Here is a 16,541-nt window from a genome sequence, read left to right on the forward strand (position 1 = left end):
CTAGCCTTTCGGCGGATGCGGATCGTTGCCGTACGAATTGCGCTCACGAATCCGTCCGTCACGACCGTGGATATAGAGTTCGGTCTTTTGATTCTGGGCTACCTTGGTTGCAGCTTTGATGGCCTCCGCCTGCGTAGCGTGCGTACTGCTGGCCTTGGATGCGCCCGCTTTCTTCACGCTCCATCCTCCCTTGTTCGGGACTACATGCTGACCTTTCTTGGACATTCTGACCTCCATTAGCGACCGAGTTGAAAATAAAGACGGCAATAGGATATTCTCAAATCCTCGCACCCCTTCGAGTCCCTTCCATCCCAGATCACATTCTGACGCGTAGGTTTGGAACATGCCCCATTTGTAAATTTAGGCCAATAGCTGTTCCATGCGAGATGAAGCAGTTAGTCGGGCGAGCCAAAGCCCGAAGCGTAGCGATATCGCTATCGCGATGGGCCGCTCAGAAGCGTACAGTCCGCAACCGGCCTAGAAACAGACTTTCATTCTGCTTGAGCAGAATACCACGAAGTAGTTCGTCACATATCAAGACGACCCGGGCGAAATCGCGATTCACCAAGGCGGGGCCCGGCGAGGTTGACATGCATGGCGATTGAAGGCCCACTCTATTGACAAACCGGTCAAATTAATCCGGTTTGATCAGTCTCTCCATACCCACCGAAATTTCGCAGCCAAGGATGAAATTGTGTCCGCCACCGACCAGCCACCTAATCGACCTTTTAACTGGTGGAAACTTGGTGCCTTCCTCTTGTTTGGCTTAATCGTAATTAACAGCCTTTCCGATGAGGATAGCAATACGAACTCAGACTCTACGGATTTGAATGCTGAACCTGACTATATTGGCTTACCTGATGAAACCGGCCTTAGCACGCCCGTACAAAGCCAAATCATCAAGGCGGCCAGGCACGCTGAGAGGGCCTATGGTGCCTTGGGGGATGACGGTGCCAGCTATTATAGTGAGCTCTGTTATGAATCACTAAATCGCTCATTCGCTCCGGCAGAACTCGATCGTTGTTATGCTTTCGACTTATTCGCAAATAGACTTATCGAGAATGCCGGAAAATCAGTTGGCCCAAAAATGTCTAAGTGGGCCGTACGCTCGCGATGGGATAGCGCGGGCATTCTATCAGATCTAGATTCTGACGACCTCGAGACCCGTCGGATAGCAATTGAAGCTGCCACTTCGAGAATCCGAGTATCGCCGGAGCTCCCTCCGGCTATCCGTAGGCTCCAAGAACAGTCTGCTCCTTCAACGGATGTTGACGAGAATGATGCTTCTAGGAGTGCTGAAGGTCTCCCATCAGACGAAAGCCTGATCGACACTGGCGGTGAGGATGCAGTCTCACTGGACGGATGATCTTGTATCGAATTCGAGCATAGACAGAAATGCGACCAAGTCGCGCACATCGGTATCCGATAAAGCCGACGGTAGTATTTCTCGGGAAGCTGGGCCAAGCCGCGCATAAAGATTAGCACGCTCACCGATTGACATTTTCCTGGTTTCGGCAAGCCTCAATGGATCGAAATGCGCAATGATGGCATCCTCCAATCGGGGCAGCGAGCCCGAATGAGAATACGGTGAGGTTTTAGTCACATTGTGGAGCGGGGGCGTACGAAAAAGAAACCGATCTGCTGGGTCCTGAGTTACGTTGTAGCGACCTTCATCGATTCCGAAGCCATTTTTACCGAAGCCGGCCTGGGGCATGGCAACCGCATGAAATTTGAGGTCGGAAAAATAAGGGCCATTGTGACAGCTCGAGCATTTGCCTCGGCCATAAAAGACAATGCCCCCTGCCAACTCAGCTTTGCTGATTGCACCATCTTTGAAGACGAAGTTTTCCAGACGGGTCGGTTGGATACGAAACTCGTCCCGTATAAATGAGGCAAGTGCATCCGCGACTTCCGCAAAGGTAATTTCGCCGCGGGTAGTTTTATACGCATTAGCTAATTTCGGTCCAATTTTTGAATCTTCTGCAAAGCGGGTCGCCAATGCTGACTGGATACTATCAGCAGCAGAAACGTCTTCCGATACAAATGTTGACCTGATTTGCGAAGTGTCGGCTACCATCTCTCGCAATTCTACTGACGGTAAATGAATAGCAACGAGGAGGGGATCGCTTGACGGTGCATATTTGCCAAACTGGCTTATAACTTGCCCATTTTGGCTGGCAACTTTGCCGTCCCAGAAAAATGTGTTGAACCCCTTTCCTCCCCTCCCCCAAAAGGGGAGTGTGTTGCGAGGCAGGATGCTCCCGCCAGAATTCATTCGAGCGACACCCTCACCCTTGCCTCCTACTCCAATCGCGTTTGGCAGGCCGTCCGCCGATCCAAATTTTTCCAGGTGACAGGAACTACAGCTGATAGACCCGTTTACGCTCATCAAATTAGACGAAAAAATGAGCCGGCCGGCCTCGCGGCGATCAGGATCAACAGCTATTCGGAGGGCTGAAGCACGAACTATGCCGTTGGCGGTGGCGATCTTACGCAGCACCCGCATCCGCATTTCGTCGGTAGCGGGTTCAGTTATTTTAGAGCGCGCAATCCCGTCTTCCGACGTTCGCTGGCACGACGCTAGAACTGATACAAAGAGAAGCGCTAAAGAGAACGCAAAAGTGACCTCAGAACCGTATTTCATGAGTCTTCACCACCTCACTGAGATCAGAGGCTCGTTCTTCGACCGCATTTAGCCGCATTAAAGCAAGCTCATTTTCCCTGAGTCCCCACTGCATCAACCATTTCTGATACAAATCATAATCCTGGCACACGATCAGCCCCACTTCGGCCGAAGATACTGCTTTGCTTGCCTCCGCTCCTGGATTCAGCGATATCCCTCTTTTAGCTTGGTAGTGCACGCGCATCGCGCCATCGCAGTCTTCAACAAGTTTGCCGTACCTCTCTTGGTGGTAAGCCATCACAGCCTCTCGCCAAAGCGGTAAGGCACACCAAGCCGTCGCGACACCGATCAGGAGCGCGATCGCGTGAGTGGCTATCTTATTCCGCGACAACTCTAAGCGCATCGAGAACTTCCGGCGTGATGGTACCCGTTACCTTGAAGCTGAAATCGGTTTGAAAGCGCGTGAGGGCGGACCGCGTCTTCGGACCAACCAATCCATCTAGTGCGCCATCATAATAACCATAGGCCATCAATCCTATTTGAACTTTGCGTACAACTTCGATGATGTCAGAGCGAGATGGTGTATACACTGCTGACCCTGTTGGTGTGGCAAAGAATGACTGGGGCGCAGTCGCTGGCGATGAGGGCAATACAGAAGACGGCGGATTGCTGCGCTCGTTTCGAGATGGAGGCGTGGGTGCTGGCTCAGGCGTGGGTGCTGGCGTTACGCGAGGGCGGGGCGGAGAAGGTGCCGGCGCAGGCGCACGCGACCTCCCACTCGTTCCCGACCGATGGCTGCTATGAGACGCATGGCTTGCATGAGACCTGTGCTGAGCAAGGATGAAGCGATGGTCTTGGGCAAATTTACGGACTTGAGCGTCTTCATCATCGCCATCCGGCCCGGCAGTGCCAAAACCTAATTGATAAGAGGCTTGGGTAGATTGGACTGGCATGATGCCAGCGGCGACCAAAGTCGAGATCAGAAAACGCGATTTTTTCATAACGGCGTCACCTCGTCGACTAGCTTATCAGGATGCCATTCAAAAAAACCCGAGCAGTCTCTTTTGGCCCGGCACGACACACAGGATTTACCAAAGCGCTGTTTCCAGTCTGAAATCGAAGCAACGGCGAACGACCGGTAGTGCTGCGGTATGTGGCATAAGGGCAAATTGAAAATCTTGGTAGCGATGCCGTGCAATTGTGCCCAGTCGATCGCTGCAGCCAAGTCGGAGAAATCCGTGTTCAGATCTGCATAAAGGTCATCCCATCGGTTCTTCGCAAATCCGATGTTTTCCAGGCCCATCAAGGACCATTGTTCGATGTGTGGCAGATTGCGCGCAATGAAGCGGGATAATGGCGAAAGGCCGGGCACCGTAGTAGCCGTCAACACGGTCCTGAGTTCGATTCTGGCGGCGGCCAGAAGGAGATGCTCGAATGAACTGATCAGCCGCTCGTACGCTCCTGGCTTGGCTACCACGGTATCGTGAACGACCGGGTCGCTCGAATATAGTGGGATGCCCCACACGACATTTCGATAAACAGGATCACAAAGCCGCAAAATGTGATGCTGCTCGAAATGTTGCGCGTTGGAAAGAATGTGAAAGGAGAGATCGCTGCGCTCACGCAGGACTGATTCAATCATCCCTAGCAACGCGTCCATATGGAGAGTGGGCTCTCCGCCGGAAATACCGATCACCATACCGGCCGGAGCAAGAAGGCATGCCTCTTCGAACAATTTGAACCGGTCGAGATGTGTCTTTTTCGGTGGCTGCGAACACATCACGCACAGCTGATCGCACTGTTCCGTCACCAACAATGTGTTGTGCTTCGAGGTCGCCCTGATCACCCGGTCAGCTCGCCCGTTTTCCGGGTCGACGAGCATAATGTCGCCTTCGATGTTCTCGCCATTATGGACGATCTCTAAAAGGCCGTGGTCGCCGCACCATAAGCTGCGGCTTTCGCTTTGCGACCGGCAAACGAAATCTGCTGGCCCACTCCCTACTTCACGCGTCAACCTGGCGACGAAGGGCTCGGGCTCATCACTTTGGATCTCGAAATTGAGCGGGATCATGCCGCCGACTCCATCGCAGGCAGGTCGCTACCCAAACCTAGCCAACGCCCAAGCGAGTATCGAACGGCAGGGTCCTTAGAATGTATCATTTTGAAGGCGAGATCGAATAACGACAGGTGCCGCCGGCAAAATTCGGTTTCTTCCTTCGGCGTGTCGATCGTGCCGTAGCGCGAAATGTCGTCGATAATGTCCCGCCCGCAATATGGCTTGTACGCGCACTTCTCGCAGGTTGGATCGCCATCGTTAGTCGATGCAGCTTCCAGAGCCGCTCTCGCGTCGCTGTCCCATCCTTCTGCGACATTCCCAATTGAGAGATCGATCACGCCCGATCGAGTCAGCATACGCGCTTCATCTGTAGGATAAGCCATCCCGTCATAATCAATAACGATATAATCTCGGCCAACTGGATTGGGATTGCGTAGGTCAACATGACGGTCCGCCCCTGGTTGGAATATCCGCCTTAGAATGAGTGAGAAATACGTCTCCTCCAGCACTTTCGTCCGGTCCAGAAAGTTACGTTCGATCAGGCGGTCGATGAAGCGTTCGTGATAGGCAGACCAGCTGCCATCGGTCTGGCGAGCCGAGGCGTGTCTCTTGCGAGCAAATCCCTGAAAATTGATGGGCCTTAGATACAGCGAGTGAAGACCAAGCGAGGAATAGGCGTCAATAAGAGCGTCGGGGTCGGGAAGCGCCTGGGGATTAATAGTGGGCAGCGCTGATATCTTGCCCGGGCCGTAGCGGTCGATGAGCCAATTTAGATTCTTGTGAAACTCTCGGGCGCGGACCGCGTCACCCTGCCGCTGCTTGGAATGCAATTCTTCTGGCCCATCAAGCGACGTGCTGATCAAGACATCGGGCCGGTCGAAAATAGCTAAAATACCGTCATTGATGATCTGGAGGTTGGTGCAAATGACGAATGAAGCGGTCGTCGCCGGAGGAACGGCATTTATGACCGCCTCGATGAGGTCCGGTCTGAGCGATGGCTCCCCGCCCTGAAACTCAATCTTGATCGACGCCGAACTTAAGCTTGAGACGAGTGATAACACCGCCGCAAGAGTGCCATCGTCCCAGTCGTGACCCGATGCACCGATCGCAGCACGCGATACCTGGCAGTAGCTACAGGCTAAATTGCAGCGCAAAGTTGGCACTAATATCAGATAGTCGAGAGGCCCTGCTCTGGTACGCCGTTTGGCGGCCTCAAAGGTTTGGGCGAGTTTGCTTAGCCGGTTTTCGGGAATTAAAGCAGTCTTGATAGCATCCGGGAGTTTGAACGAAGGGTCCGATTGGCTTTGACTGCCTGAGCTCTCCAGCATCGCAAAGCGGCCCGCCTCATTCGTTACCAGCGTATGGTCGCCAACCTCGCGAAAGCGAATTCCGGCAGGGTGTGCGGATTGGATCGCATCACATGATAGATCGCTAGTGGCGACGCTGATTGATCTACCTATAGCCACATCATCTCCCCCAGCCCGTAAGAGGGTCGAAATACCCAAGAAAGTCAAGGCCGCCAAGCCATGCATCAGTTCCGATGTTGATCGGAACGATGTTCTATAATTGATGCCAGTCCTAGCGATTGATGTCGTCTACCTAACGGCGATAACACCTTCGCTTAGCGTCTCCCGTTGCACCATATTTTCTCCGGGAAACCTTGTCGTGTGATAATGCATCTATCCGTCCTGAAGATCTAAAATTCGAACGATATGCTTGCCGAGGGAAGGAAATATCCTCGGGTGCTTTCGGCAGTCGGATCGTTCGACCACTGACGCTGAAATTGACCCGCTATTTCTAGCGACACGTCGCCCCAGTCTTCGACCAAACTGCTCAAATCCACCCCCGCGGTTACGCGAAGGCGTTGGTCTTGTCGATCGTCGCCCATGGGGGTCAGCGCAGACTGATAGAATGAAAAATCGCCTTGCCCCTTGGCGAAGAAGCGAACTCGACGAATGATAGGGGAATAAACACTCAATTTAACCTGCGGGACGAGCTTTTCCTTATCTGGATTGGACGACCAGATACGCGCGATCTGCCCGGAAGCCTCCCAGTACCAACCAGGCGTATTGGTTGCCGCCCCAACCTCTTCGGCCGACCCATTCATCGCTCGATCCGCCATGATAGTTACGACATCTCGGTAGCGCAGCCCCACGCCTACCTCGTTGTCCTCGCGTTGCCGCTTTTTAAGCAAGCCATCGTGCAGGCTAGAATACTGATAATAAGCATATGGCCGGATCGCATCGCTAACTGCAGTCGCGCTTTTTGTCGGGTCAGACGCGAGTGTAAGCTCACGTAGCGGCAAATATGCATCGCCTATCGTTATGCGCCCGAAATATGTGCTCGCTGGATCGGCGCCTTTCACCAAACCGGGGCTGTCAGTTATCCCAAAGGAGAACTGCAGCGGAACCAGGCCGTTACTCGATTTGCGCTTGAAGGCAATCTTAGCTCCCAGTTCGCTTTCGTCGACAAGATCAGGGTCGGCATCGAGTGGCAGGTTTTTCCCGAGCCGAATGCCAAGATCGAACGTGCCCTTCGCAGTCCAGCCTTTGACGCTTCCTTTATCCTGAGCGAGGACAGGCTGGGCGAACATGCAGAGCGCAACTACGCCAAAAACGGTGATTTTCATCATAGCTTCTTCTCCCTGTTGATGCTTGTCCGAGCTACCCTTTCCTTACGTCAACGGCCTGTTTCCAATCAGATAGACTCGCGCCATTTCTGACGCTTCGAACAGTCAGCAGTTGCCATCGACTGCACCCCCACATCATCTCGGATTTTCCAGTGGGAGGTTCTTCGGCTGATAATTGGCCAAGGCTTTTTGCCGCTGTTTCACCGATGGGTGGACGTTATCCGCTTCATCAATCCGACGAGGTTCTGCGAACGGGAAATAAAGTCCCAACAATCCGGGCCGTGGCCATTCTCGGTATTTTGTTAGCTTCGGCAGAATCTCCAAGACCCACCAAGCGCCGCGTAGCGATCGATGGGCTTTGGCGCTTGGGTCGGGCTTCACATATTGGTGGGTGCCGCCCTTCCGCTGGCGACCCCGAGCCAAGTGATTGAGCATGGCCGTATTGATGTGCAGGCCCTTGGCCTTGGATTCTTCAGCCATCCATACCAGCGGGAATTTCGAAAGACCGCTTTCCTCTTCAGGATAGCCTCCTCCCACATCGGAGTGAACGCCGGCGAACCACATTTCGACAGCATCCTGATCGGGAGGTGGAGACTTGCTGAAAGGGTTTTTGATGTACTTCTGACCCATCTTCCAATGAGCGGGACGAAACATGCGCCGTCGTTCGTCGATAGCCAGCGCATGCCGCAGGGATTTCACGGACGGATTAGTACTCGTGTAGGGAAGGGTTTCTAGGCTTGGGATCCACGCCCGATCAGGCCGCGGCACCAAGACCGAGGCGACCGTGTCCCATACGCCTATAAACTCGATCTCGGCTTTGCGAGCAGCGCTGACCCGTGAAAAGTGCCAGGCAATAGATAGGTCGTCGCTATCACTTGCTCGCTTGTACGCGCCTAACGCGTAGTCGCACATGTTGAGTTGATCGGGTCGCAAGAGCCCGATCATATGGATCATCCCACCAAGGACGCGCGCCGTCCACGCGCCGCGGCTAAACCCGAAAAGCCAGATCTTATCGCCCGTCTGCCATCTCTCACATAGCCAGCTATATGCCTCGAGCACGTTTTCATCGAGACCGTAGCCAAAGGCCAGTCCCAAGACCTTTTCGGTGTTTTGTCTGAGCCTGCGCCACGGGCTGGGACGCCCTATCGTCCCTACGCCGGGATCGTAATAAACGAGTTGGCGCTCGCTTTTCTCAGCCATTCGGAAGAGTTTTAGAACGTTGGATAGATTGCGGCCCAATTCATTGCCTGTGCCATCAAGCATGACGACAAGGTTTCGGCCCTCCGATTGTGGCGCCTTAGCCTTTGCGGGTCGCGTCAGTGGCATCGCTCTTCCAGCGGCTCTGGCGATCGCGTCATCCGCTTATGAGCGGCAATCCCACAAGAGCATCTCACCCGTTGCACGCACAGCCCATGCCTTTGTGGCAGGTCTTTCCCGCGGCAATGCAGCTATCGCCGCAAGCCTTGCCTTTTTTGCAGATCTTGCAGCAAGCAAAGGAGCTCACGGGTGTGCCGCAAGCAGGACTGGCTCCGACCAATGGCGCCATCGCCAGAGCCGCCAACGCAAATTTTAAGCCCCCCATAGGATGCCCTCCTGTTAGAAATGCCTATCATACCGCAACATTTTTTCAATAGTGGGCCGAGTTGTCTCGTAGCAGAATGCCTCCAATTTGAACCAAATCTCTAAGATTTAGACTATGCCATCGATCTTAATTGTAATCTAACCTACATACGAACAACTATTGGCTATCAAATGATGGCATTATTGTGGCCGTGCTGACTTAACTGGTATAATGGTTCCGGAAGGATGGCGCACGATCCGATATTGGTAGGAGGTTTATCATGGTATTCTCGCTGAGGGCCCAAAGGCGGTGGTTCCTGGCCGGCCTGGCGAGCAGCTGTTGTGCACTGTGGTGCCTCCCCGCTCAGGCTCAGGAATCAGAGCTCCACACGTTTCACTGTTTCGCAAGCTGTCCGTCTGGCGCCCCCGATTACGACGACATCATCGTTCGCGAAATTTACACTCTGGCATCGAACGATCTTACCAAGTTTGCAGATTGGGTAGCCTATCGGATCACGCCGGCGACGATCGCTGGCACGCAGGATCGCGTCTGGAAGGCCGATCCGTGGCTGGGCGATCCCGAAACGCTTGAGCCGAACGATTACGATGGTGCCAACGGCGCGTTAAATACCGATCGCGGGCACCAAGCGCCCCTCGCGAGCTTCACGGGCACACCGTTTTGGAGCGATACGAACACCCTCTCCAATATCACCCCGCAAAAGTCCGATCTCAACCAGGGCGCCTGGGTTAAGCTCGAAAACAAAGAGCGAGAAATCGTCCTAGCTGAGCAAACCACGCTCTATGTTCTGAGCGGACCGTTATTCGAGATCATGGAACCGCCGTTGCCGGGCGCCGATGAACGCCACCGAGTGCCTAGTGCTTATTGGAAGGTGCTCGTAACGGCAGATGGCCGTGCAACCGCCTTCATCATGCCGCAAGATACTCCGCGATCCGCCGACATTTGCAGTCTACGCGTCACCATCGACGAGGTCGAACTTCGCTCGCGTCTCTTCCTCTACCCTGATCGTGACATTACTCAGTTTGGTTCGCTGGACTCAGCGATCGGGTGCAACTGATACGATTCAGTCATTGCTGACGCGCGAGAAGGCAACGCTCTCGTCAATCTAGCAGCGCGCCCGCATTCACGCTGAGAGCCTTTGCCAGTCGCTCTATGATCGTGATCGTCGGATTTCGTGCACCGCGTTCGAGGTCGCTGACATAGGTCCGGTGTATCCCAGCGCGCTCGGCAAACTCCTCTTGGCTCCATCCGGCATCGTGACGATATCGGCGAAGGTTGAGGGAAAGGCGTTGGCGAATATCCACCCACGCACCTCACGCCGATGTCGCCGATAGTTCTACAGACGATGAGTGACATTCCACTTGACTTGCTTCCCGCGGCAAGCACGTTGGCGATGTTACTCATCGACGACAGGACTAGATATGAGGTTTTTATCAGCTTCCGTTATAATGCTCGCGTTCTCACCCAGCGCCGTAATCGCTCAGCTAATCGCCGGCGAAGAGGTCATCGAGCCTTCCGCTAAACAAATGCAGCAACTCCAGGCGCTCACACCGGAGGGAGCGCGCCATGCATTGACGATCTCGGACGATGAGCTTGAGACCGTCGTAAACATCACATCCGAGAAAGTATGGAAGAGCCGGGGCAAGTTCACCGACAAGGTGCGCTCGGACAATTTCCTGCGTGCCTTCATCGATAAGTCGAGCGGCGCGGTGCGCTACCAGCTCTATCAAGAGATCACCTATTCCGGCGAATGGCGGCGGATCACGACCGTCAACTATGCAACACCGAATGGACCGGTCAGCGCGCCGGTCGTCTCAATCGCCAAGGACGTGATCACCTGCGATTATGGCCTGTGCGTTTATCGCGAGGCGGTGGGGTTCGACATTCCTGCCAAACAGCTTGAGGCCATCGCCGCGAGCTATGCGCCGGGCCAGTCGAGGCTTTGGCGGTTCCGATTCAAAGGCCAGAGCGGCCTCGATTGGGAGGACAGGCTGGCGCCCGCGGAAGCTGCGGGAGTGCTCTTAGCCGTACGCGCTTATCGAGCCGAGCAAGGAAATTAATTGCTTTAACAAGAGTTAGGTGAGCGGTTTTGGATCAGACACTTACTTACCAAAAAACCTGCCGGCCAGCCCCTTCCGAAGTTAGATCCATATCGGAACAGTTTTTCACGGCGAACCGATTTAGTAAATACTTGCTAAGTTATTGGTACGCACTTAATTGTTCGAGCCGGCGCCTCGCCTCGATAGGAGTTCGGAAATGAAGTATACGGCATGGACCTCCGCAGCGGTTATTTTGGCCCTGCTCGCCACCGCAACGCCCGCAACAGCCGCTGAAACCGTCAAATACACCTATGACGCGAAGGGCCGGCTTGTGAAGGTTGAGCGAGCTGGAACAGTGAACAACGGCGTACAAACCGAATACGAACATGACAAAGCCGACAACCGTAAAAAGGTGAAGACGACGGGTTCGGGATCTTAATTTTCCGCGATATTTCTTGGCCTGTCATCCCGTGTAACCGTCGCGCTAAAAGCTGAGTACTTTTGGCGGATGCCCAGCGCATAGATGCACGATGCTAAGGCGGTGCTGGCAGCGCCCTGCAGGAATTAAATGATTGACGGATCGTAGACCCCGACCGTTAAGTATGGAATGTCGAATGATCCAGATCGGATCTTTTTTTGCTTAGTGGCAAGACAGTGGTTGAGACAACTTCTGTAACCTCAGCAAAAATTCGATCCTTAACACCCCTAAAAAGCTATTCGGCGCTTGTCACCAATGGCCGAACAGCGCCTATTAGACGATCAATGTTGCAAAAAAAAGATCGGTAATTTCTTCGATATGTTTTCCCCATATATCGAAAGATATATTGTTTGACTTTTCCCGAATTGATACCGTTTCAATTAGTCGGGAAAAAACAAGCTTTGCCGATCGAATAAATCCGTAGACGTAGTCTATATTCAAGGGGGAATGGGGTATGCGGGCAGGCCTGGTGGACTTGGCACTTGAGTTGCCAACCGTGCCGAGAATGCCCTGTAATATAACAAGCCACTTGCTGCGATTGGGGACAGTCTCGCTTGTCGGCGCCCTGTTGCTTCCGGTCACAGCCTACGGTCAAGATCTGCGCGTCATACCTGCTGAAAGCTTCATCACCTCACCAGGCGGCGTGGACATGCGGACGGGGCGCCTAGTGTACAGCCATACAGACCTGTTGGCCGGCAGTGACGACAACGCGATATCGTTAGATCGGATCATGCCCGATTATACCGGCAACCATGCCAATCCTTTTGGAAGCTTTGCGCATAATTGGGATATTTGGCTGGTTCAGGCCGATACGACAGAACCAAACGAATTCGGTTCAACGATAACGATTTGGCGCGTCGGCATCCACTTCGGTGGACGGACTGTTACAATGGATGGGATCAAGAACCAGCCAGATTTCACTTACAAAGGTGATGGGCCCGCCAAGTTACTAACATTCACGGGAGATCGCGCGACCGGTCCTGCCATATACACTTTCCGAGACGCCGACGGTACGATTATGACCTTTCGACCAATGGCGGCGGCATCCGAATGCAGTCGCACTCCGAACGTAAAGCCTCTTCGATGCGCTTATATTTCTTCGTTGGTTCGGCCCGACGGTACCCGCTTCGACTTTACCTATGCTTCGACGGGTTCAGGCAACGGAAATTCACAGCGCCTTGTTCGGGTAGCGTCCTCGCGAGGCCCTGCTGTAATTCTCGAAGGCTCAGGCAGCGTCGTGACTCGAGCATGCGTGCTTAATTTTTCAACCGTGACACCGCCTGCTTCAAACATTTGTCCGGCGAACGCCCTCGCCACAGCCAACTACACTTATACGTCTCCGGGAGCTCTTCAGCAGCCGCGGCTGTCATCTATGACGTCACCAGATGGCGGTGTGTTTGGCTTCTCCTATAGTGGAGCTGGCACCACTTATTCGATGGGATTTACCGAACCAGGGCAAGGCTCTCCCGTGATGGAAAACTCAGTTACACTTGCGGTGGATGAAGAGTATACCTCCCAGGAGACCGTTAACAGCCAGGCATTTGCCGACGGCAGGTCATATAGCTACAACTATGATTACACGCCACAGGCTACCAATCGACCCAACTCAACAATAATGGGCGGGGGCTACATAGATAATACTGGTGTATCTAGCGCGTTTGTATATGATTTCCCGATAGTGCCTAACAGCCGTACGTATCCAGGCCAGCCCTGCACAAGCTTTCCTTGCTATGACGAGCAGCCTGACGAATTTCTGTATTGGATTTACCAAGCCACACCAGGTCCAGTCCTCATCCGCGATCCGCTCGGTCGGGAGACGAATATTGATTATTGCGACCCGGTGTTTGCAGCAGGCGCGCCGATTTATGTTCAGGATCGATGTGCGGTTCGTTCGTTGCCCGTAAGCGCAACTGATCCTGAGGGAATAACAACATTTTACAAAGATGGTGGTAATGGCAACATAACCGAAGCCCGCAGGCGCCCAAAGCCTGGATCGGGTTTGACCGACATTGTGATGTCCGTGACATTCAACTGTGCCAACCCCGCCAGCTGTACCAAACCAGTCACCAGCACCGACGCGCTCGGAAACACCGTCAATCGAGCCTATGCCGCTGGGCATGGCGGACTGACTTCCGAAATGCTGCCTCCTCCCGCGCCCGGCGGCGCTAGGCCGCTCATGCTGCGCACCTATGCGCAGCGTTATGCCTGGATCCGCAACACGTCAGGTGCTCTTGTCCAGACGCCTTCGCCGATGTGGGTTTTGGAGACAGAAACGTCCTGCCAGACGAGCGCGGGCAGCAGCAGCCCCGTGTGTGACCCCAGCGCGCCCCAACTCGTGAAGGTGCTCGAATACGGCGCGGCTGGAACCGCGCAAAGCCTGCTCGTTAAAGGCGTGGCAATGACCGCCGACGGCCAGACACTGCGAACGTGCTATGGCTATGATGACTGGGGTAGAAAAATCAGCGAGACCGGTGCCAATGCTAACCTGACGGTGTGTCCGTGAGCGGGTCGGGGGCGATGCGCGCCGCTCTGATGGGGGCCAGCGCCTTGACGGTAATGCTAACAGCCTCGCCCGCACTGGCACAAAGCGCGCCGTCGGACTATACGTCGGCGACGCGTTACGATGCGATGGGCCGGATAATTGGCACGATCGCGCCCGATCCCGATGGAGCGGGCCCGCTTAAATACGCTGCGAGCCGCACGACCTATGATGCGGCGGGACGGCCGATCAAAACAGAAACCGGCGAGCTTGCCGCTTGGCAATCGGAGGCGGTCGCGCCCGCGAACTGGTCCGGGTTTACCGTCCTGTCGAGCGCGGACACGGCGTATGATGTGATGAGCCGCAAGATACTCGAGACCGTCAAGGGATCGGATGGCGTGCCGGTATCGGTGGTGCAATACAGCTACGATGCGGCGGGGCGCTTACAATGCACCGCGCAGCGGATGAACCCCGCGGCATGGGGGAGCCTGCCGGCGAGCGCATGCACGCTCGGTACCGAAGGTAGCGGAACCTACGCATTCGGCCCTGACCGAATCACCAAGACCGTCTATGATGCGGCGGGCCAGGTCCTGCAGCTTCGCGAGGCGGTCGGCACATCGGTCGAGAGCGCCGAGGCGACCTACAGCTACACGCTCAACGGGCTCAAGAAATACATCGTCGATGCCAACGGCAACCGGGCCGAGCTGCGCTATGACGGACACGACCGGCAGATGCGATGGGTGTTCCCGTCAACGACTTTGCCGGGCGGCTATAACGATGCGACCCCGGCGAGCGCGCTGGCGAGCGCCGGCGCGGTGAACGAGAGCAACTACGAAGCGTACACGTACGACGCCAACGGCAACCGCACATCTTTGCGCAAGCGCGACGGATCAACCCTGACTTACGCCTATGACGCCCTTAACCGGATTACGGTGAAGGTCGTGCCCGAGCGGAGCGGTCTGGCGGCTACGCACACGCGCGACGTCTATTACGGCTACGACCTTCGCGGGCTGCAGACCTCTGCGCGGTTCGACGGCGCGGGCGGCGAGGGGCTGACCACCGCCTATGACGGATTCGGGCGGATCACCTCGAACACGCTGACGATGGACGCGTTGAGCCGCACGCTCGCCTATCAGTACGACAAGGGCGGCAACCGCACGCGGATCACCCATCCCGACGGGCAGTACTTTAGCGCTACCTATGACGGGCTCGACCGCGCCATATCGATCACCGACCCGGTTGCGGGATCGGTTGCGAGCCTCGCCTATAACAACCGCGGCGGGCGCGCGACGCTAAGCAGCGGAGTGACGACGAGCTACGCTTATGATGCCGCGGGGCGGCTGGCGAGCCTGGGGCATGACCTGGCGGGCAACACGAGCGACGTGGCATGGACATTCGGCTATACGCCCGGCTCGCAGCTGGCGAGTGCAAGCCGCGACAACGACGCTTATGCCTGGACCGGGCACTACAACGTTGACCGAAATTATGCTGCCAACGGGCTCAACCAGTATGCCAGCGCTGGCGCTGCGAGCTTTAGTTACGACGCCAACGGCAACCTCACGAGCGACGGCACCACTACCTATCTCTACGACATCGAGAACCGGCTGGTGAGCGCGTCGGGCGGCACCACGGCAACGCTGCGCTACGATCCGATGGGACGGCTCTATGCGTTCGGCGGCTCCTCGGAAACGAGGCGCTTGCTCTACGACGGCGATGCCCTTGTTGCCGAATACGATGTCGCCGGCGCGATGAAACGGCGTTACGTCCATGGTCCCGGGGTTGATGAGCCGTTGGTCGTCTACGGCCCGGGAGGATCGCTCCCCCGCTACTTCTTACACGCCGACCGACAAGGCAGCATCGTCGCGTGGAGCGACGAGGCAGGTAACGTCAACACGATCAACACCTATGACGAATACGGCATCCCCGGCGCCAGCAACAGCGGCCGGTTCCAGTATACCGGCCAGATATGGCTGCCCGACGTCGGCATGTACTACTACAAGGCCCGCATCTACTCGCCAACGCTCGGCCGGTTCCTCCAGACCGACCCGATCGGTTACGAGGACCAGGTGAATTTGTACGCATACGTCGGGAATGATCCGGTCAATGCACATGATCCCGGCGGCGACCGCACGATATACTTTGGGGGGGGGGGGGGATGGGTATGGCGCCAACATCGTGCAGCGCTACGCGAAAAATCTCGGGTCATTCTACCTACATTTCGATCGCGGCGCCGCGTTGCGTGAAATACGCGCGGCGGCAGCGAACGGGGAGAAGATTATTATCGTCGGCCATAGTTGGGGAGGTTGGTCTGCCGCTACGGTCGCCGCAGCTGCCGCTCGCGAAGGCATCAAAGTTGATCTCCTTGCCACCATCGATCCGATAGGTAAGCTGTCGCCGCAGACTCTCGATGGACTGAAAGATATCGGCGGCTTATGGGCAAATATATCTTCCTCCTGGAAGAACCAAGATGAGAAAACGAGGGGTGACAAGATTGCCGACTTTGGCGAAACTTTGGGGGGTCAGACTCAGACGAGTCGTGCTGATGTTAACGAGTTTTCACAAGGGCATCACGAGGATTTTGGTATTATGATGAACGACCTTAGGGTTCCTCAGATGATTTGCTCTGTCGACCCTCAAGATAAGAGTTGCAAATAGGGT

At 55.3% G+C, this 16,541-nt stretch carries 16 protein-coding genes; 7 read left to right on the plus strand and 9 right to left on the minus strand.

Annotated elements, in window-relative coordinates; all coding sequences use genetic code 11:
- Window positions 1-225 (minus strand): DUF2188 domain-containing protein, encoded by a 225-nt coding sequence (locus tag FSZ31_RS00985; RefSeq protein ID WP_147122464.1) that lies wholly within the window; start codon window positions 223-225, stop codon window positions 1-3.
- A gap of 469 nt (window positions 226-694) precedes the next feature.
- On the opposite strand from FSZ31_RS00985, the gene FSZ31_RS00990 reads away from it, so the two are divergent.
- The gene (locus FSZ31_RS00990) at window positions 695-1,366 is read left to right on the plus strand and encodes a hypothetical protein (RefSeq protein ID WP_147121205.1); all 672 of its coding nucleotides are present in this window, start codon (window positions 695-697) and stop codon (window positions 1,364-1,366) included.
- On the opposite strand, the gene FSZ31_RS00995 is transcribed toward FSZ31_RS00990, so the two are convergent.
- From FSZ31_RS00995 to FSZ31_RS01025, 7 genes are all read right to left on the minus strand, one after another.
- Entirely contained in the window at window positions 1,352-2,644 is a 1,293-nt protein-coding gene (locus FSZ31_RS00995; RefSeq protein WP_201739094.1) for a His-Xaa-Ser system-associated MauG-like protein, read from the minus strand. The two genes, FSZ31_RS00990 and FSZ31_RS00995, sit on opposite strands and share 15 nt — an antisense overlap.
- Window positions 2,628-2,921, minus strand: coding sequence for a TIGR03982 family His-Xaa-Ser system protein (locus FSZ31_RS01000; protein ID WP_147121206.1), 294 nt, complete (start codon window positions 2,919-2,921; stop codon window positions 2,628-2,630). The genes FSZ31_RS00995 and FSZ31_RS01000 overlap by 17 nt, the downstream gene beginning before the upstream one ends.
- Before the next feature lie 79 nt (window positions 2,922-3,000).
- The gene (locus FSZ31_RS13090) at window positions 3,001-3,624 is read right to left on the minus strand and encodes a peptidoglycan-binding protein (protein ID WP_147121207.1); all 624 of its coding nucleotides are present in this window, start codon (window positions 3,622-3,624) and stop codon (window positions 3,001-3,003) included.
- Window positions 3,621-4,694: a His-Xaa-Ser system radical SAM maturase HxsC gene (gene hxsC / locus FSZ31_RS01010; RefSeq protein WP_147121208.1), complete on the minus strand. Its 1,074-nt coding sequence runs from the start codon at window positions 4,692-4,694 to the stop codon at window positions 3,621-3,623. The genes FSZ31_RS13090 and hxsC overlap by 4 nt, the downstream gene beginning before the upstream one ends.
- Complete coding sequence (gene hxsB / locus FSZ31_RS01015; RefSeq protein WP_236643606.1) at window positions 4,691-6,145, minus strand: His-Xaa-Ser system radical SAM maturase HxsB; 1,455 nt, start codon at window positions 6,143-6,145, stop codon at window positions 4,691-4,693. The genes hxsC and hxsB overlap by 4 nt, the downstream gene beginning before the upstream one ends.
- 230 nt (window positions 6,146-6,375) lie before the next feature.
- Window positions 6,376-7,311, minus strand: coding sequence for a hypothetical protein (locus tag FSZ31_RS01020; RefSeq protein WP_147121210.1), 936 nt, complete (start codon window positions 7,309-7,311; stop codon window positions 6,376-6,378).
- Between the two features lie 132 nt (window positions 7,312-7,443).
- Window positions 7,444-8,634 carry a DUF2235 domain-containing protein gene (locus tag FSZ31_RS01025; RefSeq protein WP_147121211.1) on the minus strand — a complete coding sequence of 397 codons (1,191 nt, stop codon included), beginning with the start codon at window positions 8,632-8,634 and terminating at the stop codon, window positions 7,444-7,446.
- A gap of 515 nt (window positions 8,635-9,149) precedes the next feature.
- On the opposite strand from FSZ31_RS01025, the gene FSZ31_RS01030 reads away from it, so the two are divergent.
- Window positions 9,150-9,944 (plus strand): DNA/RNA non-specific endonuclease, encoded by a 795-nt coding sequence (locus FSZ31_RS01030; RefSeq protein WP_147121212.1) that lies wholly within the window; start codon window positions 9,150-9,152, stop codon window positions 9,942-9,944.
- 43 nt (window positions 9,945-9,987) lie between these two features.
- Here FSZ31_RS01030 and FSZ31_RS01035 read toward each other — a convergent pair whose 3' ends face one another.
- A complete protein-coding gene (locus tag FSZ31_RS01035) occupies window positions 9,988-10,191 on the minus strand; it encodes a helix-turn-helix domain-containing protein (protein WP_147121213.1) in 204 nt (67 codons plus the stop codon).
- 144 nt (window positions 10,192-10,335) lie between these two features.
- Between FSZ31_RS01035 and FSZ31_RS01040 the strand changes: the two genes are divergently transcribed.
- The 5 genes from FSZ31_RS01040 to FSZ31_RS01060 all read left to right on the plus strand — a co-directional run bounded on the left by FSZ31_RS01040 (window position 10,336) and on the right by FSZ31_RS01060 (window position 16,538).
- Window positions 10,336-10,947 (plus strand): hypothetical protein, encoded by a 612-nt coding sequence (locus tag FSZ31_RS01040; protein ID WP_147121214.1) that lies wholly within the window; start codon window positions 10,336-10,338, stop codon window positions 10,945-10,947.
- Window positions 10,948-11,143: 196 nt separating this feature from the next.
- Complete coding sequence (locus tag FSZ31_RS01045) at window positions 11,144-11,365, plus strand: hypothetical protein (protein ID WP_236643608.1); 222 nt, start codon at window positions 11,144-11,146, stop codon at window positions 11,363-11,365.
- A gap of 607 nt (window positions 11,366-11,972) precedes the next feature.
- Window positions 11,973-13,907 (plus strand): hypothetical protein, encoded by a 1,935-nt coding sequence (locus tag FSZ31_RS01050; protein WP_147121215.1) that lies wholly within the window; start codon window positions 11,973-11,975, stop codon window positions 13,905-13,907.
- A 53-nt stretch (window positions 13,908-13,960) separates the two neighbouring features.
- Window positions 13,961-16,126 carry an RHS repeat-associated core domain-containing protein gene (locus tag FSZ31_RS01055; protein ID WP_161595913.1) on the plus strand — a complete coding sequence of 722 codons (2,166 nt, stop codon included), beginning with the start codon at window positions 13,961-13,963 and terminating at the stop codon, window positions 16,124-16,126.
- Window positions 16,119-16,538, plus strand: a complete 420-nt coding sequence (locus tag FSZ31_RS01060; RefSeq protein WP_161595914.1) for an alpha/beta fold hydrolase — start codon at window positions 16,119-16,121, stop codon at window positions 16,536-16,538. The genes FSZ31_RS01055 and FSZ31_RS01060 overlap by 8 nt, the downstream gene beginning before the upstream one ends.
- The last annotated feature ends 3 nt before the right edge of the window (window positions 16,539-16,541 follow it).

Source organism: Flavisphingopyxis soli (assembly GCF_007995095.1).
Classification (GTDB): Bacteria; Pseudomonadota; Alphaproteobacteria; order Sphingomonadales; family Sphingomonadaceae; genus Flavisphingopyxis; species Flavisphingopyxis soli.

Coding starts and splice junctions, on each gene's coding strand:
- FSZ31_RS01000 (WP_147121206.1), bottom strand. CDS start 2,921: ATGGCTTACCACCAAGAGAGGTACGGCAAACTTGTTGAAGACTGCGAT.
- FSZ31_RS01030 (WP_147121212.1), top strand. CDS start 9,150: ATGGTATTCTCGCTGAGGGCCCAAAGGCGGTGGTTCCTGGCCGGCCTG.
- FSZ31_RS01045 (WP_236643608.1), top strand. CDS start 11,144: ATGAAGTATACGGCATGGACCTCCGCAGCGGTTATTTTGGCCCTGCTC.
- FSZ31_RS01055 (WP_161595913.1), top strand. CDS start 13,961: ATGCTAACAGCCTCGCCCGCACTGGCACAAAGCGCGCCGTCGGACTAT.
- FSZ31_RS00995 (WP_201739094.1), bottom strand. CDS start 2,644: ATGAAATACGGTTCTGAGGTCACTTTTGCGTTCTCTTTAGCGCTTCTC.
- hxsC (WP_147121208.1), bottom strand. CDS start 4,694: ATGATCCCGCTCAATTTCGAGATCCAAAGTGATGAGCCCGAGCCCTTC.
- FSZ31_RS01020 (WP_147121210.1), bottom strand. CDS start 7,311: ATGATGAAAATCACCGTTTTTGGCGTAGTTGCGCTCTGCATGTTCGCC.
- FSZ31_RS13090 (WP_147121207.1), bottom strand. CDS start 3,624: ATGAAAAAATCGCGTTTTCTGATCTCGACTTTGGTCGCCGCTGGCATC.
- FSZ31_RS01025 (WP_147121211.1), bottom strand. CDS start 8,634: ATGCCACTGACGCGACCCGCAAAGGCTAAGGCGCCACAATCGGAGGGC.
- FSZ31_RS01040 (WP_147121214.1), top strand. CDS start 10,336: ATGCTCGCGTTCTCACCCAGCGCCGTAATCGCTCAGCTAATCGCCGGC.
- FSZ31_RS00985 (WP_147122464.1), bottom strand. CDS start 225: ATGTCCAAGAAAGGTCAGCATGTAGTCCCGAACAAGGGAGGATGGAGC.